Source organism: Pediococcus inopinatus, assembly GCF_002982135.1.
In the GTDB taxonomy this organism is placed as follows: Bacteria; Bacillota; Bacilli; order Lactobacillales; family Lactobacillaceae; genus Pediococcus; species Pediococcus inopinatus.
Genome location: NZ_CP019981.1, coordinates 210,065 through 229,400, shown reverse-complemented (window position 1 = coordinate 229,400; position 19,336 = coordinate 210,065). Strand labels below are relative to the sequence as shown.

At 38.9% G+C, this 19,336-nt stretch carries 18 protein-coding genes, 1 pseudogene and 1 riboswitch; of the genes and pseudogenes, 8 read left to right on the top strand and 11 right to left on the bottom strand.

Annotated features, from left to right (window positions below; genetic code table 11):
- Nucleotides 1-65 precede the first annotated feature (65 nt).
- On the bottom strand, nucleotides 66-476 hold the full coding sequence (locus tag PI20285_RS01130; RefSeq protein WP_057774636.1) for a Spx/MgsR family RNA polymerase-binding regulatory protein: 411 nt from the start codon (nucleotides 474-476) through the stop codon (nucleotides 66-68).
- A gap of 234 nt (nucleotides 477-710) precedes the next feature.
- On the opposite strand from PI20285_RS01130, the pseudogene PI20285_RS01125 reads away from it, so the two are divergent.
- Nucleotides 711-1,193: pseudogene (locus PI20285_RS01125) on the top strand (TspO/MBR family protein).
- Nucleotides 1,194-1,455: 262 nt separating this feature from the next.
- Complete coding sequence (locus PI20285_RS01120; RefSeq protein ID WP_057774634.1) at nucleotides 1,456-1,713, top strand: hypothetical protein; 258 nt, start codon at nucleotides 1,456-1,458, stop codon at nucleotides 1,711-1,713.
- Nucleotides 1,714-1,752: 39 nt separating this feature from the next.
- On the opposite strand, the gene PI20285_RS01115 is transcribed toward PI20285_RS01120, so the two are convergent.
- The gene (locus PI20285_RS01115; RefSeq protein WP_057774630.1) at nucleotides 1,753-2,532 is read right to left on the bottom strand and encodes a tyrosine-protein phosphatase; all 780 of its coding nucleotides are present in this window, start codon (nucleotides 2,530-2,532) and stop codon (nucleotides 1,753-1,755) included.
- An 11-nt stretch (nucleotides 2,533-2,543) separates the two neighbouring features.
- Nucleotides 2,544-3,314 (bottom strand): tyrosine-protein phosphatase, encoded by a 771-nt coding sequence (locus tag PI20285_RS01110; RefSeq protein ID WP_057774628.1) that lies wholly within the window; start codon nucleotides 3,312-3,314, stop codon nucleotides 2,544-2,546.
- A 202-nt stretch (nucleotides 3,315-3,516) separates the two neighbouring features.
- On the opposite strand from PI20285_RS01110, the gene PI20285_RS01105 reads away from it, so the two are divergent.
- From PI20285_RS01105 to PI20285_RS01095, 3 genes are all read left to right on the top strand, one after another.
- A complete protein-coding gene (locus PI20285_RS01105; RefSeq protein WP_057774625.1) occupies nucleotides 3,517-3,978 on the top strand; it encodes an ASCH domain-containing protein in 462 nt (153 codons plus the stop codon).
- Between the two features lie 90 nt (nucleotides 3,979-4,068).
- Entirely contained in the window at nucleotides 4,069-4,428 is a 360-nt protein-coding gene (locus PI20285_RS01100) for a type II toxin-antitoxin system HicB family antitoxin (protein ID WP_057774622.1), read from the top strand.
- A gap of 94 nt (nucleotides 4,429-4,522) precedes the next feature.
- Complete coding sequence (locus PI20285_RS01095; protein WP_057774620.1) at nucleotides 4,523-5,746, top strand: MFS transporter; 1,224 nt, start codon at nucleotides 4,523-4,525, stop codon at nucleotides 5,744-5,746.
- A gap of 209 nt (nucleotides 5,747-5,955) precedes the next feature.
- Here the strand turns inward: PI20285_RS01095 and purB are convergent, their stop codons facing one another.
- Nucleotides 5,956-7,251: an adenylosuccinate lyase gene (purB, locus tag PI20285_RS01090; RefSeq protein WP_057774617.1), complete on the bottom strand. Its 1,296-nt coding sequence runs from the start codon at nucleotides 7,249-7,251 to the stop codon at nucleotides 5,956-5,958.
- A gap of 243 nt (nucleotides 7,252-7,494) precedes the next feature.
- Between purB and PI20285_RS01085 the strand changes: the two genes are divergently transcribed.
- Together PI20285_RS01085 and PI20285_RS01080 are read left to right on the top strand one after the other, a co-directional pair.
- Complete coding sequence (locus PI20285_RS01085; protein ID WP_057774615.1) at nucleotides 7,495-8,784, top strand: adenylosuccinate synthase; 1,290 nt, start codon at nucleotides 7,495-7,497, stop codon at nucleotides 8,782-8,784.
- Nucleotides 8,785-8,809: 25 nt separating this feature from the next.
- A complete protein-coding gene (locus PI20285_RS01080) occupies nucleotides 8,810-9,775 on the top strand; it encodes a GMP reductase (RefSeq protein ID WP_057774612.1) in 966 nt (321 codons plus the stop codon).
- A 136-nt stretch (nucleotides 9,776-9,911) separates the two neighbouring features.
- Here the strand turns inward: PI20285_RS01080 and PI20285_RS01075 are convergent, their stop codons facing one another.
- From PI20285_RS01075 to PI20285_RS01065, 3 genes are all read right to left on the bottom strand, one after another.
- Nucleotides 9,912-10,355, bottom strand: a complete 444-nt coding sequence (locus PI20285_RS01075) for a MarR family winged helix-turn-helix transcriptional regulator (protein ID WP_057774609.1) — start codon at nucleotides 10,353-10,355, stop codon at nucleotides 9,912-9,914.
- A 71-nt stretch (nucleotides 10,356-10,426) separates the two neighbouring features.
- Nucleotides 10,427-11,317, bottom strand: a complete 891-nt coding sequence (locus PI20285_RS01070; RefSeq protein ID WP_057774606.1) for a YihY/virulence factor BrkB family protein — start codon at nucleotides 11,315-11,317, stop codon at nucleotides 10,427-10,429.
- Nucleotides 11,318-11,361: 44 nt separating this feature from the next.
- On the bottom strand, nucleotides 11,362-12,783 hold the full coding sequence (locus PI20285_RS01065) for an MFS transporter (RefSeq protein ID WP_057774603.1): 1,422 nt from the start codon (nucleotides 12,781-12,783) through the stop codon (nucleotides 11,362-11,364).
- Between the two features lie 181 nt (nucleotides 12,784-12,964).
- Here PI20285_RS01065 and PI20285_RS01060 point away from each other — a divergent pair, with 181 nt between their 5' ends.
- Nucleotides 12,965-13,417 carry a Fur family transcriptional regulator gene (locus tag PI20285_RS01060; RefSeq protein WP_057774600.1) on the top strand — a complete coding sequence of 151 codons (453 nt, stop codon included), beginning with the start codon at nucleotides 12,965-12,967 and terminating at the stop codon, nucleotides 13,415-13,417.
- A gap of 79 nt (nucleotides 13,418-13,496) precedes the next feature.
- On the opposite strand, the gene PI20285_RS01055 is transcribed toward PI20285_RS01060, so the two are convergent.
- From PI20285_RS01055 to PI20285_RS01040, 4 genes are all read right to left on the bottom strand, one after another.
- Nucleotides 13,497-14,405, bottom strand: a complete 909-nt coding sequence (locus PI20285_RS01055) for a dihydroorotate dehydrogenase (protein ID WP_057774596.1) — start codon at nucleotides 14,403-14,405, stop codon at nucleotides 13,497-13,499.
- A 922-nt stretch (nucleotides 14,406-15,327) separates the two neighbouring features.
- On the bottom strand, nucleotides 15,328-16,305 hold the full coding sequence (gene pta / locus PI20285_RS01050) for a phosphate acetyltransferase (RefSeq protein WP_057773431.1): 978 nt from the start codon (nucleotides 16,303-16,305) through the stop codon (nucleotides 15,328-15,330).
- 43 nt (nucleotides 16,306-16,348) lie between these two features.
- Nucleotides 16,349-17,551: an acetate/propionate family kinase gene (locus PI20285_RS01045; RefSeq protein ID WP_057773428.1), complete on the bottom strand. Its 1,203-nt coding sequence runs from the start codon at nucleotides 17,549-17,551 to the stop codon at nucleotides 16,349-16,351.
- Between the two features lie 236 nt (nucleotides 17,552-17,787).
- Complete coding sequence (locus PI20285_RS01040) at nucleotides 17,788-18,498, bottom strand: glucosamine-6-phosphate deaminase (RefSeq protein WP_057773426.1); 711 nt, start codon at nucleotides 18,496-18,498, stop codon at nucleotides 17,788-17,790.
- Nucleotides 18,499-19,162: 664 nt separating this feature from the next.
- A riboswitch (TPP riboswitch) is annotated at nucleotides 19,163-19,273 on the top strand.
- Nucleotides 19,274-19,336: the final 63 nt, after the last annotated feature.

Here is a 19,336-nt window from a genome sequence, read left to right as displayed (position 1 = left end):
CTGCCCACGTTTATTGGCGTGGTCGACTCTGATTTTTAGCTTAGTCTTTTTTTATTATCTAATTATTAGGCATCATGTAAAATGCTCAACATTTGCGCAAATGACACGCGTCTCGTTTCTCTTGGGATAAAGCTACGAATTTCATCTTCATTGAACCCAATTTGTAATTTATTGTGTGTAAAAATAATTGGTTTTTTAATTAAACTTGGATAGTTCACTAATAGTCGATGTAATTGACTGATAGTTAGTGAATCAATATACTTCCGCCCAAATTTTTTGAATGCCTTTGATCTTTCGGAAATAATCTCTTCCGCACCATACTCAGTAAGTGATAAAACTTTTTTTAAAGTGTCTAGTGTAATGGCTGTTGAAACAACATTAACTCTGTCATAAGCTAAATCATGTGTATCTAACCAGTGACACGCGCGCCGTGCGGACCCACAACTAGGTCCCCATAATACTGTTATCTTTTCCATACTTGAAACACTCCTTTTTGTTTTACTTATCATTTCCATAAGACTAACTATAAACTAAACAATTAGTTTTGTCTACTGTTTTTCATAATTAAAATAAATTATTTTTTCAATTAGTAACTCGGCTTGTCGGAAATAGCTAAGCGCTTACTTTTTGAGCATTTCTCTTTAGCAGTCCCGGTGGGGTTGGTAAACTCTAGGTAATTACTAAAACTTTTATCTGGGAGGATCAGAATAATGAAAACCAAAAAATCGATTAATTGGATAGTACTTATATGCTTCATCCTTGGAGTTGAGATTCTAGGAAGCCTTTCATCTTTGTTTGCGGGAAACATTAAGGCCATCTATAATGCTTTGTCTCTACCACCATTGTCACCGCCTGATTATATTTTCGGGATTGTTTGGCCACTACTCTACTTATTGATTGCACTCTCTGGTTATTTTATCTTTCAGTCAATTGCCTTTAAGCGTGACAAAGTAGCTAGTTTCATTCTATTTACGACCTAACTTGTTTTAAATTTCGTATGGAGTATTGTTTTCTTTGGCGGAGATTTTTATTGGTTTGGACTGTTAATCGTAGTTATTTTAGACCTAGTCGTTCTGGGGTGTATCTGGCACTTTTATAGAGTCAGCCGAATTGCATCCCTGCTCTTGTTACCTTATTTTGTCTGGATTCTGTTTGCGACCTACCTTACCTTAGGAGTTGCCGTGTTAAACTAGTGTTAATAAACCTTTTAACTTTTCGTCACAAAAAATTCATACATGCAAGGTATTATATAAATATAGATAAAGCCAATAACTTTACCTATATGAAATTAGCATACTCCTCCAAAGTTACTATATTTCATTGTTTTTCATGATAACAACCTACTCCCCTATATAAAGAACCCAGCCATGCATGGCTGGGTTTCTTTTTTTTCATTGTTATTTATTCGCCAAATAAGGTAGTATAGAAACAATAATAAACATAGGATGTGTTAATGTGCGTGTAAAATATTGGTCAGATTTTGTCATTGGAATTATCGTCATCATTGCCTGTATCGTGGGCTGGTTTACTGGTTACTTTAACAATGGTAATAGTTATTCAGAAATCGAAAAAATGCTGATTCTCATTTTAGCTTTTAGTGTTTTGTTTGGCTTACGGATGGATATGAAAGGTGCCAATCGTTTTGAAGCCGTTTCGGCCGCATTCCTCGGAATCGCCTTTCTGCTGGCCGTTGTTTTATTAGTATTTCTATAAAATAAAAAGTTTGAGACAGATTATCTGTTTCAAACTTTTTTATTCGGTATAGAGATCTCTTAACTGCTCCAACTTTTTGTCAGACAGGTTCATCGCCTCGTGAAGATAATTTGTCATCCCTTGATAGGAAACATCAATTGCCTGTTTAGCTAAATGTAAACTTTGTAGATTTACGTTTCTGGCTTGGTTCATCCGCTCAATGGCCGCACTTTTTGTTCCAGAAGCCGATTTTAATGACGGCATTTTCCCAAACAAAACTTGATTTGATAATAAGTAATCTGTGTCAATCGTTTCTTGATCGACACCTAAAGCACTTAAAACCAAGAAAGCTGCAATTCCAGTGCGATCTTTGCCTGCTGAACAGTGGAAAACAACTGCCTGGTTTGGTTGATCATTTTTAAGCAAAACTTGAAATAATTCTTTAAACGCCGCTTGGGCATGTTGATCAAGCACCATTAGCTGATACGGATCAGAAAGGATGCTCGGCTGATGCGCATCTTTATGAAAAATATTTTTCCACCACTGCTTTAGACTCATCTTTTTATGAGCCGTAAACGGATAAACTGACGCTGAAATGTGGACCATTTCAGGAATTGTCGGATCCGGATTTCGCAAAATTTCGTAATCTGACCGTAAATCAACATCGTAACGAAGCCCATAATCTGTCAGAAACTGTTTGTCCGTTTTCTTAAGCACAGATAGATAGCCGGAACGTAAGAGTTTGCGCCATTTAATTGTTTTACCATCCTGTGTCGGATAACCACCTAATTCGCGAAAATTCAATCCCGACTGAATGGGCAAGATTCGCTGCTTTTCCATAATTAGCCTCTTTACTCCAGACATATTTTCTTGAGTGCATCTAAATCACTTTTTGAAAGGCCCATCGCTTGATCAAAATAAGTTTCATAATCACCATAATTATCCATAATTGCCTGTTTAGCAATATCCAAAGTATCCCCTTGCACTTGAAAAACAGTATTCATTTTATTGACAAAACTTGCTGCCTTGTCGTTTTGCAGCTGTTTTCGTAGACCATCTTGATCCATTGTGCTATATACAAGGTTAGTCAAAACAAAATCCTGTTTAATCGTCGCATAATCGACACCCAAAGCGGATAGGATTAAGAATCCAGCAACGCCCGTTCGATCTTTACCAGCCGCACAATGGAACAGTAACGACTTCTGCGGTGCTGAATTAGCCAACAAATCTTGAAACATTGTTCGAAATGCCAACTGACTTTGGGGATTTAAAATCATCAAAGCGTATGGATGGGAATAATCGGTTGATTCTGGTTTATCGGGTAATGGTGGCAAATCAGATTCATCATTTTTGGCGATTGGGTAAACAGGATATGACCGATAAATCGTATCTTCAGGTAAACGATCCTGTAGCCAGCTAGCTTCTGAAGGTGAACGTAAATCGATATCATAGTGAAGCCCATAATCTGCCAGATTTTTAACATCTTTTTCTGTTAATCTACTAAGATCACCAGATCGCAATAGTTTTTGCCATTTAATTGTTTTACCATCTTTGGTTGGATAACCGCCAAGTTCACGGAAATTGACACCACCAGTTATATTTAAAATCCGTTCTTTCTTCATTGTTATCCCTCCAAGCCACTTTGCGTCCATTATACCAAAGAAAAGTTAGTTCGTTTAGAAATGAACATCACATTTTATCACCTAATCTTTCTCATATATAAAAGGCTTACATTTTTCTTAAATTCCAGCCTTGTTTCGTTTTATTTCTGCTCTCAAAGTGCTACACTACAGACATTAAATACGAAAACGAGGACTGATTATTATGGCTTTAAGTGCAGAAAAAATTTGGACCGATTTTGCGGAATCTCATCAACTTACTGACAAGACTTTTCAAACACGCTGGTTTGGTGAACAATCTAATTCCGAAGAAGTTAGTGAGCTTACTGAAAAAATTCTTGCTGGTGACAAGACTGCTACATCAAAACCATTGGCCTACTATTCTTCTAAAGATGAACCAATCCCTCAAGTTGGCGATTACTTCGTCCTTTTGAACGCCGACATGCATCCTGTCGGAATTATTGAAACAGTCGTGTCAGAATTGGTTCCATTTTTCCATGTTTCAGCAGAACATGCTTATAATGATGCCGAAGGAGACCGAACTCTTTCCGATTGGCAAGAACGCAGTAAAGAAAAATTCTCCAGTCAAATGCGTAAATTTGATCGTGAATTTTCTACAAATGATCCGGTTGTTTGTGAAGTTATCAAAGTTGTTTATCGTGTTTAACTTTTAGTTATCATATGGCTTTACTTATAATATTCATGCATGTATAATACACATTATAGAAAATTTATTCCGACAAAAAGGAGAATGTGTATGAAAATTTATCCAGCTATTTATTCTGTTCAAAACGGTTCTGTTGAGCTCTTAATTCCAGATTTTCCGGGAATGCTAATTGAGGGTGAGACTTTGGTTCAAGCTACTGAAAAAGCAGAAAAACTAATTCTGGCTCAAGACAAAATGCCTGCCCCTTCTGATATGAAAAGTACTCATTTAGTCGAAGGTGAACATGTCATTATGGTCCCGATTGCAGAGCACGAAACAAAAAACACAAAACGCATTCGGCGGAATGTTACCATCCCTCAGTACTTAAATGATTGGGCCAAGCAGACCGGCATCAACGTTTCACAGATTCTGACTGAAACGCTAGATCAACAGTTTAAAACAACTGAATAAACTAAGCTTCCAAGAATCCTCTGCACTTCAAGAGATTATTCTTGGGAGCTTTTTTTCCTTCGTGGTAGAATAATGGCAAAAGGAGTTGTTGGACATGCACCCAATTGCATCACACAGTTGGAAACAAAATGTCGGCTATTTTTTAGCCGCTCAAAATTTTTTCTTATTCGGATCTTCTTCAGTTTATTTTGCCATTCTTTGGTACATTGCTTTAAAAGCATCTTCTGGAACCTGGATTATGCTGGCAACAATGGCTACTACCCTTCCACAAATTTTAATTTCTTTGTGGGCCGGAATCTGGTCTGATCAATATAGTCGCAAAAAACTAATTATCGCGTCCAGCTCATTGGTCACCTTATTAACATTTGGAACTGCAATTATCTATTTTTTCTTTTCGCGTGATCTATGGCTTCTTCTTTTAATTGCCGCAATTCGATCCTTAGGGTCAGGTGTTCAAACCCCAGCTGGCAACGCGCTATTACCCGAAATAACACCAAAAAAAGAGCTTTCCCGCATAAATGGCTTAAATCAGTTTATTAGCTCCGTTCTCTTGCTAATTTCACCAATTTTAAGCGGATTTATTTTAGGAAAACTCGGAATTATGTTTGTCTTTGTCGTTGATTTGGTTACAGCCACATCCGGAATTATTTTGATGGCCTGTGTTCATGCTCCCCAGCAAGAACAACAGCAACAGGAACACGTCGCCGGTTTATCTGGAATTAAGGATGGCTTAAAATATACTTTTTCACATCGCTATCTCCGAAACTTTATGGTATTTACGTTGATTGCTTTTGTGCTTGTTGCACCATCTTCACAATTATCCACGCTATTCGTCAAACGGGCATTCGGATCTGCCGTTTGGCGCCTAACACTAAATGAACTTCTGTGGACGATGGGAGCTTTATTAGGCAGTTTTTACATTACGATGCAAAAACGTTTACCACACAAAATTAAATTAATTACGCTCGGATTTATTGGATCAGGTGTTAGTTTTGCGGTGATGGGGCTCCCAGAACCTTTTTGGACATACTTACTCTTTATGTTCTTCTCTGGAATTTGCATGCCAATCATTCAAGCAACCACCAATATCTTAATTCAAGAAAATGTGGCTAAAGAAAAAATGGGTCGTGTCTTCTCCATTCTCCAAATTGTGTCTACCGGTATTTATCCAATTGCAATGCTAGTTTACGGTCCCTTGGCTGATCAAGTTTCAATTCGGTATATTTTGATTGTCACTGGCGTTTTATTGATCCTGGTTGGCTTTGCATTTCAGAAACGATTAACGTCACTCGCCGGTTACCTGAAGGACCTGAACTAGGCTTAAAAAACTTTCTCTATTTGCTATGTTAACCAAACGATTCTAAAGTCAAATCATTTGGCTAACTAAGCCACCAACTTTTCCTTATGATCTGAAACGTGATTAAAAAAACAGCTTCCTCCGCTTAGCTACGTTAACCAAACGATTCCAAGACCAAATCATTTGGTTAACTAGGCTATGCTCAGAAGCTGACCGTTTTTTTAATCACTCTACTTTATTCCCACCCGCTCAAAAATATAATCCACATTCTTTAGATGATACCTATAATCAAAGGCATCATCTATTTCTTTTTCTGTGAGGTGCTTTTTAATTACTGGATCATTTTCAACCAGTGGTTTAAACTGAATTTCTTCATCCCATGCCTTTGCCGTCAACGGCTGGATCCGGTCATACGCATCCTCTCGTGACATTCCCGCATCAATTAACTTCAATAAAACACGCTGACTGTAAATCAGCCCAAAACTACGACCCATATTGGCCTTCATATGTTCTGGGAATACAGTCAACTCCCCAATAATCTTATTCATTCGCGTCAAAATATAATCCACCAAAATTGTAGTATCTGGTAAAATAATTCGCTCTGCTGATGAATGAGAAATATCACGTTCGTGCCATAAATTTACGTCTTCATAAGCTGTTTGCACATGTCCACGAATCACCCGTGCCAGTCCGGAAATGTTTTCTGAACCAATTGGATTGCGCTTATGGGGCATTGCTGATGATCCTTTTTGACCGGGCGCAAAATGTTCTTCAACCTCGCGAACTTCGGATTTTTGCAAGCCCCGAATCTCTGTCGCAAACTCTTCAAGACTGGTTGCGATCAAAGCCAAAGCTGCAATATATTCCGCATGTAAATCACGTGGTAAAATCTGTGTCGAAATTTCTTGAGCGTTTAATCCTAAATCTTCACACACAAATTCTTCAACTTGGGGTGGCACGTTTGCAAAAGTCCCAACTGCGCCACTAATTTTTCCAGCTTCAACGCCTTTTGCGGCATGTTCAAAACGTTCGATATCGCGTTTGATTTCTGAATACCAGCGAGCTAGTTTCAAGCCAAACGTCATGGGCTCAGCATGAACGCCGTGTGTGCGTCCCGTCATGACCGTATATTTATATTTCTTTGCTTGAATAGCCAGAGTTTGTTTAAAAGTTTCTAAGTCGCGACGAATAATTTCATTAGCCTGTTTCAACCGATAACCTTGCGCCGTATCCACCAAATCGGTACTCGTTAAGCCATAGTGCACCCATTTTTTTTCGGCACCCAAAGATTCCGAAACATCGCGTGTGAAGGCAATGACATCATGATGCGTCACAGCTTCAATTTCAGCAATTCGATTTTCATCAAACTTCGCATTCTCTTGAATCTTAGCCACGTCAGCGGCAGGAATTTTTCCAAGTTTCCCCCATGCCTTCACAGCGGCAACTTCAACTTTTAACCATGAAGCGTATTGATTATGTAAACTCCATACGTTCCCCATTTCTTCACGTGTATATCTTTCTAACATTCGTATTCCTCACATTCTTCAAGCAAAAGTAAGCTATCTAATATCCGTATAATACTATATCATATAAGTATCGGATATTCCATTTGATTTAATAAATAATCAGCTTCTTATAAAGAACAGAACGATTAAAAGCATACTTTAATTTAGTTATTTTATATTATTATTCGTGTTTTACTTGTGTTTTCTTAAAAAACTTGCTACACTTATCTGGTTGCTTAAATCAAATTATTTGGGGGTCATTAAATGTCATCAATTGTAGTTGTAGGTAGTCAGTGGGGCGATGAAGGAAAAGGAAAAATCACCGATTTCTTAGGTCGCAAAGCTGCTTTAACCGTTCGTTTCTCTGGTGGGGACAATGCCGGACATTCAATTGTTTTTCAAGGCAAAAAATTCGCATTACAACTTATTCCATCCGGAATTTTTAATCAAGATGGTTTGAGTGTCATCGGAAACGGCGTTGTGGTTAATCCAAAATCCTTACACAACGAATTGCACTACTTAGAAAGTAATGGTATTCCCACAAGTAATCTGCGAATTTCAGATCGGGCACAGGTTATTCTGCCTTATCATATTCGTTTAGATGAATTACAAGAACAATCCAAGGCTGCCAGTAAGATTGGTACAACGCACAAAGGTATCGGCCCAGCGTACATGGATAAAGCTGAACGCATCGGAATTCGGATCTGTGACTTGTTAGATCGCGAAACCTTTGAAGAAAAATTAAGAACCAACCTAAAAGCGAAGAACTTATTATTCACCAAGTTATATGAAACAGAACCACTAAAATTTGAAGATATTTTTGAAAGCTACTATCAATATGGTCAAGAAATCAAAGACCAAGTCACTGACACATCAGTCCTTATCAACGATGCGCTTGATAACAATCAAAAAGTGTTATTTGAGGGTTCACAAGGTGTCATGTTAGATTTTGATCACGGTACTTATCCTTATGTAACCTCTTCTAACCCCATTGCCGGTGGTGCTGCTGTTGGCGCTGGTGTTGGACCACAACGGATCAATCACGTAGTTGGTGCATGTAAAGCTTACACATCTAGAGTTGGTGATGGTCCATTTCCTACCGAACAGCTCAACGAGATTGGGGACTTCATTCGTGAAGCTGGCCATGAATATGGTACTGTTACTGGTCGCCCTCGTCGCATTGGTTGGTTGGACACCGTTGTGTTGCGCCATGCTAAAAGGGTTAGTGGTTTATCAAGTCTTTGCTTAAACTGTTTAGACGTTTTGACCGGTTTATCAACCATCAAGATATGTACAGCCTACAAGTTAAACGGTGAAACAATTTATCATTATCCAGCCGCTGAAAAAGCGATCGAAAATTGTGAACCGATTTACGAAGAATTACCCGGTTGGAACGAAGATATTACATCATGCAAAACTTTAGAAGAATTACCAGAAAATGCACGTAACTATCTCAAACGAGTTTCCGAGTTAGTCGGAATTCCCCTATCAACATTTTCAGTAGGCCCAGATCGTGAACAAACAAATGTTTTAACCGACACTTGGAATGCCTAATTATTAAAAGAAGGGACCTTATATTATGAAAGTTTTTGATTATTCAGATGTTCAATTAATCCCTAATAAGTGTATTATTGACAGTCGTTCAGAAGCAGATACCACCACAAAGCTCGGAAAATACACCTTTAAAATTCCGGTTGTGCCAGCTAACATGGCCACGGTTATTAATGAAGATCTCTCTGTGTGGTTGGCAAAAAACGGTTATTTCTATGTGATGCACCGTTTCGAACCTGAAACTAGGCTCGCTTTCATCAAAGATATGCACGCCCAGAAATTAATCGCTTCAATCAGTGTCGGTGTGAAAGAAGAAGAATTTGAATTCATCTCCCAATTAGCAGAACAAAAAGCTAATCCAGAATTTATTACAATCGATATTGCTCATGGTCATGCCAATAGTGTTATTCGCATGATTAAACACATTAAGTCCCTCCTTCCAGAAACCTTTTTAATCGCTGGAAACGTCGGTACGCCAGAAGCAGTCCGCGAATTAGAGAATGCCGGTGCTGACGCAACCAAAGTAGGAATTGGACCAGGAAAAGCTTGTATTACCAAGCTAAAGACTGGATTTGGAACTGGTGGTTGGCAATTAGCTGCCATTCGCTGGTGTGCCAAAGCTGCTAGCAAGCCCATCATTGCCGATGGCGGAATTCGAACAAACGGTGATATCGCCAAATCAGTTCGTTTTGGGGCTTCAATGGTCATGATTGGCTCTATGATGGCCGGTCATCAAGAATCACCTGGTAACATGATTACAATTGATGGAAAAAACTACAAACAATATTATGGTTCGGCTTCAGAAACTCAAAAAGGTCAGCATAAAAATGTGGAAGGTCGTCAAATGTTGGTGCCTTATCGAGGCCATATCCAAGATACCTTAGAAGAAATTCATCAAGATCTTCAATCAGCAATTTCTTACGCCGGTGGTCGTTCCCTTTCGTCCATCCGCAAAGTTGATTATGTCATCTTAAATGGTGTAAATGATTTCTAAATTAAACGCAAAAAAGGCAGAAACCTTATTTAGCATTCCCGCAAAATTTAATAACTTGTTTTCCTAACCTTGGAGTCAACAAGTTGTCCAAATCCTATGGTGCTAGTAAAGTTTCTGCCTTTTTTCTATGCGTAAATTATTTTTGGTTCATAATCTTTTGACCAAACTCTTCTAAAAGATCTAATAATTCAGTCACTTTTTCTTCGCCCATCTTATCAATCCAACTCTTAAAGACTTTATGGACGTTTTGATCAATTAATTTTTCCACCTGAATGCCTTGGTCTGTCAAACGCAAATATAACTTTCGCTGGTCTTTAGGTTCCGGTGTTTGGGAAATATAACCAAGCTGCAATAACGATTTGATTTGTCGGGCAATGGCACTTCTTGTGACTCCCCGTTCAGCCGCAATCCCCATTTGCGTCACATCGTCACGATAGCGCACATTTCGTAAAATTAAAAATTGTTCAAAAGAAATATGGTACTGCTTTGTTGGTTCTGAAAGCACATATTCCAAAAATTTTAGTGTCGACATATAAATCTCAATGGAACCTTCAAACAGTTTTTCATTATCTTTTTCCATAAAAAAACAACTCCTCCAAATACTCACTCATTTAAACAAATTTCGAACAATAACGATCCCCTAGATTGCAATTATTTCCAAAATCTTTTAAGTCTTTGATTCCATTCTTTAGTTGTATCCTCTAAATCACCATACCTCAACTCCTGATTGGTGGCATTAATCACCCCGCCAATCATAATAACCAGAGCAGAAAATTCCAGCCAGAACATCAAGGCAATAAAGGTTCCAAGTGTTTTATAACTATTCACAGAACGCGCAAAATAGCGAAGGTACAAAGTGAAGAATTGAGAAACACCCATCAATCCAATTGTGGCCGCCGCAGATCCCCAGATCACACTACCAAATCGAATGCGCGTATTAGGCACGACATAATACAAAATGGTTAAACTCAAAAAAATGATAATCAAAGCCGATGGTAATTTAACGTTTCCGACAATGTGAAAAAGGCTATGCGGTAATTTAAAAATTGGTGTGAGATACGACACAATTGTTTGTCCGAAACTAAAGAAAAACATCATCAAGGCAATCAATCCAACTAAGAAAATTGTGAAGAAAAAACCACCAATCCGATTAATGATGGGATTTTGGAATTTTGCAACTCCGTAAGCCCGATTAATTGAACGTTGAAAAGCGGACACAGCTTGACTCGATGACCATAACATCAAAATGGCCCCCACAGACAGCACTTCCCCATTGCCCTTCTCCAAAAAATCTTTTACAATCGGTTGACTAATTTGATAAATCGTACTTGGGACAACCGTCTCAATATATTCCAGCACCGTTCCCACATTGATATGAAATAACGGCAATAAATTTCCTACAAAGATAATCGCGGGAAACATCGCCAACAACGTGTAAAACGCGAGAACAACGGCATTATTTGCCGCGTCAGCCCGGTTAAACCGAACCATAAATCCTTGCCAATATGTTTTGCATTTATGGCCAAACATCTTCCAAGTCATGTTATATACCTCATTTTTATTTAACTTTAATAGTATACAACAGTCTATCGGTTTACCCCTTGTTTTTCTGAGTTTTTAAGTGAAATTGCAAGTAATAATCCAACAATCGCAACTAAAAAGAATGTGAAAAACACAGCGCGGTATCCCATTTGAGAAGCGATTGCTACGTGTTCACCTTTAGCTAAGTGATTGTTAGTGACGACCGTCAAAATAATTGTCGCACATGCCACACCTAAAGAGCCTAAAATCTGTCGAACGGTGGTGATAACCGCTGTTCCATGAGCGATTAATTTATCTGGCAAAGAATTTGCACCCAAGGTTACAGCTGGCATCATCACAAAGGCATTTCCGCCTTCAATTAGCATCGCCAAAACGATCATGCCAATTAAGTGAACGCCACTGAAAAAGACAAATAAAATGCCCCAACCTAATGTGATCATACTCATCCCAATCAATAACACCCGTTTAAACCCAATTCGGTCCGCCAGTTTTCCTGAGACAGGATTTAAAATACTCAAGAAGACGGCTCCTGGAACCAATGCCATCCCTGATACAAATGGCGAAAGATGGAGGATTTCTTGATAATAAAGGGGAAAAATAATTGTTGTCACAATCAAGGCAATGTATGAAACGCCAGTTAACAATACCGCTAAATCATAATTAAAAGTTTTAAGAACTCGTAATTCCAACATTGGTGTTTTTTGATGAAACTGTCGAAATACAAAATAACCTACTGCAAGAATACTAACAACTAATAAAATCAGTTGTTGCGACCAATTGACCTGCGTTTTACCAATCTGATTAATCACATATAAAATTCCAATGAAACCTAACGAACTGATTACAGAAATATAATCTAATTTAGTCCGCTTCAATGTCATTACATCAGAAATGAATTTAAATGATAACAGCCAAACCACCGTAATAATGACGGCAAAAACGATAAATAATCCTTGCCACGTCGTAAATTTTAAAACAATTCCAGAAATAATTGGCCCTACTGCCAAAGCTGATCCCATGACTAATCCAACCACGCCCATGGTGACCCCACGCGATTCTTCAGGCGTGATCGTCAACATGACACTTTGGTAGGACGGAAATAAGATTCCGACCCCCATTGCCTCTAGAATTCTTCCCAGCATCATCACCGGAAAACTTGGTGCAAATAAAATAATTAACGTCCCCAAATCAAATAAGAGCAATACCGCTTGAAATAGATGCTTGAACGAGACGTTACTGAGCAACCAAGGACTAATTGGCATCATAATACACATTACCAACATAAACCCAGTAGTTAGCCACTGAATGGTGGTTGCAGACACACCAAAATAGCGCATCAACGTTGGATAAGCCGTGGATAAAGAAGACTGGCTAATGGACATCGTAAAGGTGCCCGCTAATAAAATCCCCACAAACCAGTTATGCAGGCTCCGATTCCCTTTAAATAAATCTGTTTCTTCTTCCATACTGAATTCTCTCCCTGCCAAATTAGAATCATTTTAAATCGATTTAATTGTATTCCATATTTGGTTTGGTGTAAACTGATTTTTGAAAATAAGCTTTTATCCCCATTTTAGAAGTTGCTGTAATCTTAAAAAGTGATTAAATTAGTTTGACACTACCCAACTCATGAAAGAAGGCCAACCTATGGAAAATGATGAAGTCGCTGAGGCACTTGAAGAATTACAAAAAAAACACGTTAGAATCACGCCACAACGACAAACAATTTTGACTTATTTGGTAACTCACCATAACCATCCAACGGTTGAAACTATTCAAGCGGACTTGAGCACCAAAAAGCCTAATATGAGTTTGGCTACCATTTATAATACCTTAAAGTTGTTTGTCGACTTAGATCTCGTCATTGAATTGGCAAGTGGCGAAAATGGTGTTCACTATGATTATTACAATAAACCTCATTACCACATAATCTGTACCAACTGTGGCAAAATTGCCGATGTTTTCTATGACGGCTTCGCAAAAGACGCCCACCACATGGAAACAGAGGCTGCCAACCAAACTGGTTATCAAGTTTCTGGTAATCATTTTGAGATCTACGGACTGTGTCCTGAGTGCCAATTAAAGTTAAAAACAAACTAACCAAAAAAGGCTCATCCAAGTACATCGAAGTTCTCATTTTCGATGAAACGCGGATGGTCTTTTTTTAATGACATATTTTTTATTTTTCAGTTATATCAGTAATATTTGCAATTCCTAAATTATCCAAAACAACTGGCAAAGCCGAAATGATTTTTGGACAAGCCAGTGGGTCATCATAATTGGCAGCTCCCACTTCAATCGCATTCGCACCCGCCATCAACAATTCCACTGCATCTTCTGCCGTGTACACACCGCCAACGCCAATAATCGGCAAACTCACGTGTTTCCTTACCTCTGCTACCATGCGAATCGCCACTGTTTTAACAGCATGCCCTGAAAGCCCACCAGTCCGATTGGCTAAAATTGGCTGGCCAGTTTTTATATCAATCCGCATGCCTAAGATTGCGTTAATCATTGTAATTCCCGCGGCTCCACCTGCTTCAGCTGCCTCAGCAATTTCACTAATATCAGTTACATTTGGGGACAATTTTACATACAAGGGAACTTTTGAAACGGCCACACACTGTTCAGTGATGGTTTGAACCGTTTTGGGATCCACGCCAAACGCCATTCCCCCATTTGCTACATTCGGACAAGAGACGTTCAACTCAATTGCATGCACATTTGGCACCTGACTCATGCGCCCAACTAAATCGCGATATTCTTCAATCGAGTCTCCCGCCACACTGCCGAGAATGGGTAGTTCTGGAAAATGGCCAGCCAACCAAGGCAATTTTTCAGCCATCACAACCTCAATTCCTGGATTTTTTAATCCAACTGCATTTAAATGACTATCCGTGGTCGTCGTAAACTGAGGTGCCGCGTTGCCAACTCGTGGTTTGGGAGTCGTCGTTTTGATAACTAGTGATCCTAATTGATTTAGATCATATTGTTTGGCAAAACTGTCCCCGTAACCAAACGTGCCACTAGCTGGAATAATCGGATTCTTCAAATCTAATCCTGGTAATTTTACTGCTAATCGATTCATATACGTAAACCTCTTTCTTATATCTATTTTGCGTAGAATCGATCCAAAGAAAAAGGAACCCAAAACAAACATGACGTTTGCTTCAGATTCCAAAATGGTTTTATTCAGATAGCCCCTTAAACAGGCTCTTCATTTATTGATAGATAACACAACCATTTTGTCTTCTCTGAAACAATTAAACGGTGTTCTCTTAAATTATTCATTATTCAGAGGCTTTCGTGCCTATGAATTAATACTCAGTTTAGGGATCTTTTTGGTTTCTGTCAAGGTGTAATATATGGCAAGTTTTAGTAGGTAGTGCCACTAATTAGATTTTATTTAAATTTTTTTATCTGATTTTAGTTCCGTTCCGGCGCTGATGTGGGGACGTGTGGGTTGCTTGCGAGCTAACTTCTCGCCCTTCAGGCCAGAAGTGGATCTCTCCAGTCTCCCATGTCTCTAAGCGATAAATCGCCAAGTGACATCGACACACGCTCTCATCAACGCCTCCACTACACCTATGATTCAAGTTTCACGAAATAATCTTCACCAAATTACCCATGGCACTGCTGGTTGCCGCATCCTTAAATCCTGTTTTGCATTAAATAAACTATTACTATCCTTTAAAACTTTACACTAACTGGATCGAAGGCATAATTTTTCAGGACGGTTCCATAAACCAAAAAGCAAACCATAACTATCCTTACCGCGGAGATATGCCATGCTGTTTCAGGACGGTTCAGAAAGTCAAAAAGGGAGAAATAAGTATGACTCCCGCGGGATTGCGATCCCGCATCCGTCACAGCCTTTTAACATTTAATTTCCGCTGAGCTTCAGGACGGTTCCATAAACCAAAAAGCAAACCATAACTATCCTTACCGCGGGGAATTCTCCCCGCTTTCAGGACAGTTATGGTTTGCTTTTTACCGGTTTATTCCACCCACTACTTAATTGCCTGGGCCGCCGTCATTATCGCTACCTTATAGACATCTTCTTCACTAGCACCCCGTGACAAATCTGACACCGGTGCATTCAATCCTTGAAGAATTGGTCCAATTGCTTCGAAATGACCCAAACGTTGCGCAATCTTATAGCCAATATTTCCTGACTGCAATTCTGGGAACACAAACACCGTTGCGTGTCCCGCTAGCTTTGAATCCGGTGCCTTACTTGCCCCAACATCTGGCACAAATGCGGCATCAAATTGTAACTCACCGTCAATTTCAACTTCAGGTGCCTTTTCTTGTGCTAACTTGGTTGCTTCTTGAACCTTAGTAACCATTTCACCTTTGGCAGATCCTTTCGTTGAGAAACTCAACATAGCCACCTTAGGCTCAATATCAAATATTTTAGCCGTTTCTGCACTTTCGACCGCAATTTCGGCCAACGTTTCAGCATCCGGATCAATATTAATGGCCGTATCTGCAAAAATATACCGTTCGTTATTTCGTTGCATCACAAATGCTCCGCTAATGCGTTTCACACCCGGTTTAGTTTTAATAATCTGTAAAGCTGGACGAACTGTATCTCCCGTTGGATGAACAGCACCAGACACCATTGCGTCAGCTTTTTTCAAGTAAACGAGCATCGTCCCAAAGTAATTGACGTCTTCCAACATCTTTTGAACTTCGTCGACCGTATTCTTACCTTTGCGACGATCGACCAAAGCATCTACCATTGCTTGCTTATCAGCTTCTGGATAAGTATTTGGATCAATAATTTTGACATTCTTTAAACTGACATCTTCTTTTTCCGCTCGCTTTTCAATTTCAGCTTTCGCACCTAATAAAATAGGTTCAACTAACCCTTCTTGCGCTAACCGGGCTGCAGCCATAAAAATCCGAGACTCTTCGCCTTCTGGGAAAACTACTGTTTTATTCTGGCCCTTAATCTTTGCTTTCAAACCGTCAAATAAATCCATCGTTAAATCCTCCTTCAAAACTTTAGTATGTTTAACAAACAGTTTATGCTTTAGTACCCTTTTTAAAACGCTCAACTTCGCGGGCAATCGCTAATTCTTCATTTGTAGGAACAACCAATACTTTTGCCTTAGAATCAGCTGTACTAATGTCGCGTAGTTCACCTTGGACTTGGTTTTTTTCGTCATCAACTTTAAGACCAAAGTAATCCAATTCATCTACAATCATTTTACGAATCAGCATCCCATTTTCGCCAATTCCTGCTGTAAATACCAATACGTCAATTCCGTGCATTTCGGCAATGTAGGCGCCAATATACTTCACAATATTATTCACAAAAATTTCCACGGCTAATTCGGCCCGGCGACTTTTATGTCTTGCTTCCAAAACATCACGCATATCAGACGAAATGCCCGAAATACCTAACAATCCCGATTTGGTATTCAAGATCTTAATCATTTCAGAAAAATCGGTAATCTGGAGTTTTTCCATTAAATAATTTACTAATGAAACATCGATATCACCTGAACGCGTTGCCATCGTGATTCCTGAAACTGGCGTAAATCCCATTGAAGTATCGTATGATTGACCATTCAAAATTGCATCAATCGAAGAACCCGCCCCCAGATGTAAGGTGATCATCTTTAGAGAACTTAACGGTTTCCCAAGCAACTTAGCGGCATCTAAAGCCACGGATTGATGACTCGTTCCGTGAGCCCCATACTTCCGAGCCCCGTAATCTTTATAATACTCATACGGAATACTATATAAATAATTCTTAGGTGGCAACGTTTCGTGGAACGAAGTATCAAACACGGCAACACTAGTCACATTGGGAAGGACCTTTTGCATTGCCCGAATACCCATTACATTGGCTGGATTATGCAACGGCGCATATTCCGACAAGCTCTCAATTTGTTTAATCACTTTTTCTGTAATGAGCACAGAACCTTTAAAGATTTCACCACCAGCTACAACGCGATGGCCGACGCCGGTAATTTCGTCAAAGCTTTTAATAATTTTTAAATCAATGAGGGAATTCAAGACAATGTTAATTGCCACCTCGTGATTTTTAACTGGTTTTTCAATACGAATATTTTGCTGATCACCATAAATGATTGTAAACGTAGAACCGTCAATACCGATTCGATCCACCTGCCCGCTTGCCAAAACCTTTTCGCTTGGCATCTCAAACAGCTTGAATTTAAATGATGAACTTCCAGCATTAATCGAAATTGTTTTTTCCATAGTTTTACTCCACTCACACTCTCTAGGTTTTTACTAATTTAGGTTAATAATTGTGTCTAGAACAACTCTAACGCGCTTAGCATAAATTCTCAATAACTACTCACATAAATTATACCTTATTGTTATGAATATGAAAACGAAATAGCTAAGCAACATAAACTTTAAAACTAAAAAAGATCCATTCTATTTGGCCTAAACACCGGATAGGATGAATCTTTTCAAATCAAAATAGCTAATTATTTATTTGTTAATTTACTTGCAGCAGCTTCATCAAGAATAACTGTCACGTTGTCATGGTTTTGAAGAATACTTGCAGGTAAGTCAGCTGAATCTGGGCCTTCAATCATGCCCTTAACTGCATCAGCTTTTTCTGCGCCGTATGCTTCCAACAAAATATGTTTAGATTTCATAATTGAAGCTAAGCCCATTGATAAAGCTTCCTTAGGAACATCTTCTTCACGTTCGAAGAAACGCGCGTTAGCATCGATTGTGGACTGTGTTAAAGAAACACGGTGTGTACCGATTTCGCGTGAAGTGCCTGGTTCATTAAAACCAATGTGACCGTTACGGCCAAGGCCTAAAATTTGAAGATCAATTGGGTTGTCTTCAATCACTTTGTCATAACGCTTTGCTTCAGCATCAATATCTTTTGCTAATCCATTTGGTAAATATGATGTCTTGAAAGGCTTTTGGTTGAACAAGTTTTTGTGCATGAAGTAATTGTAACTTTGATCATTATCAGCGGATAAACCGATATATTCATCTAAGTTAATTGAGATTGAATCGCTAAAATCAAGGTCGCTAGCAATAATATCTTTGTACGTAGTAATTGGTGTACTACCTGTAGCTAAACCAAAAACATGAGCACCATTCTTCTTTGCATCCGCAAAAATCTTGTAGCCTTCTTGGCCGCCTTCAACTTCATCTTTAACAATAATAATTTGCATAATTACTCTCCTTTTCGTTTTTAATGTCTATTTTGCTTCCGCAAAATCTTATCCTCAAAACGAATGTCCATTCTCACTACGCCGTAAAACGACTAGTCGAACTGGCTCCTTTTCGTTTTTAATGTCTATTTTGCTTCCGCAAAATATCATTCGTATTGGTATAGCCCAATTATATAATCTCTCCGTTTGAAATGCAAGGGTATAGACCAAAAACATTCATTTTATTTTTCTTATCATTTTTTATAAAAGCTTCCGACAATTCCACACAACATTAGTGTAAAGTTTTAGTAGGAAAGTGGAAAAAAACCCTTTTCAAAACACGAGGCGCCCGTTAATCTTCTAATTAGGTACAGCAACGCCATGGGTAATTTCGTGAAACTTGAATAAGAGGTGTAGTGGAGGCGTTGATGAGAGCGTGTGTCGATGTCACTTGGCGATTTATCGCTTAGTGACATGGGAAGACTGGAAAGATCCACTTCTGGCCTGAAGGGCGAGAAGTTAGCTTGCAAGCGACCCACACGGCCCCACATCAGCGCCGGAACGAAACTAAAAACAGGTAAAAACTTAAATAAAATCTAGTTAGCGGCACACTTATTAAATCTTGACACATACCCACATAACAAATTAGTTGCTCAAAATGACGTTTATAGCTATACTAAACTCATATTTAATACAGGGGTGCTGGATCCAATCCGGCTGAGATAAAAACTAGTGGTTTTTGACCCTCGAACCTGATATGGATAATGCCAGCGCAGGAAGTCTTTAACCTTAATTGTTATTTGATTTGGATAAATCTCATGATAATTAATTTAATTATGTCCTGAATCAGCTGGCGAAA

Bases quoted from the DNA above. Each gene is read 5' to 3' on its own strand.
- PI20285_RS01130 (WP_057774636.1), bottom strand. From the start codon at position 476: ATGGAAAAGATAACAGTATTATGGGGACCTAGTTGTGGGTCCGCACGG.
- PI20285_RS01115 (WP_057774630.1), bottom strand. From the start codon at position 2,532: ATGGAAAAGCAGCGAATCTTGCCCATTCAGTCGGGATTGAATTTTCGC.
- PI20285_RS01110 (WP_057774628.1), bottom strand. From the start codon at position 3,314: ATGAAGAAAGAACGGATTTTAAATATAACTGGTGGTGTCAATTTCCGT.
- PI20285_RS01105 (WP_057774625.1), top strand. From the start codon at position 3,517: ATGGCTTTAAGTGCAGAAAAAATTTGGACCGATTTTGCGGAATCTCAT.
- PI20285_RS01100 (WP_057774622.1), top strand. From the start codon at position 4,069: ATGAAAATTTATCCAGCTATTTATTCTGTTCAAAACGGTTCTGTTGAG.
- PI20285_RS01095 (WP_057774620.1), top strand. From the start codon at position 4,523: ATGCACCCAATTGCATCACACAGTTGGAAACAAAATGTCGGCTATTTT.
- purB (WP_057774617.1), bottom strand. From the start codon at position 7,251: ATGTTAGAAAGATATACACGTGAAGAAATGGGGAACGTATGGAGTTTA.
- PI20285_RS01085 (WP_057774615.1), top strand. From the start codon at position 7,495: ATGTCATCAATTGTAGTTGTAGGTAGTCAGTGGGGCGATGAAGGAAAA.
- PI20285_RS01080 (WP_057774612.1), top strand. From the start codon at position 8,810: ATGAAAGTTTTTGATTATTCAGATGTTCAATTAATCCCTAATAAGTGT.
- PI20285_RS01075 (WP_057774609.1), bottom strand. From the start codon at position 10,355: ATGGAAAAAGATAATGAAAAACTGTTTGAAGGTTCCATTGAGATTTAT.
- PI20285_RS01070 (WP_057774606.1), bottom strand. From the start codon at position 11,317: ATGACTTGGAAGATGTTTGGCCATAAATGCAAAACATATTGGCAAGGA.
- PI20285_RS01065 (WP_057774603.1), bottom strand. From the start codon at position 12,783: ATGGAAGAAGAAACAGATTTATTTAAAGGGAATCGGAGCCTGCATAAC.
- PI20285_RS01060 (WP_057774600.1), top strand. From the start codon at position 12,965: ATGGAAAATGATGAAGTCGCTGAGGCACTTGAAGAATTACAAAAAAAA.
- PI20285_RS01055 (WP_057774596.1), bottom strand. From the start codon at position 14,405: ATGAATCGATTAGCAGTAAAATTACCAGGATTAGATTTGAAGAATCCG.
- pta (WP_057773431.1), bottom strand. From the start codon at position 16,305: ATGGATTTATTTGACGGTTTGAAAGCAAAGATTAAGGGCCAGAATAAA.
- PI20285_RS01045 (WP_057773428.1), bottom strand. From the start codon at position 17,551: ATGGAAAAAACAATTTCGATTAATGCTGGAAGTTCATCATTTAAATTC.
- PI20285_RS01040 (WP_057773426.1), bottom strand. From the start codon at position 18,498: ATGCAAATTATTATTGTTAAAGATGAAGTTGAAGGCGGCCAAGAAGGC.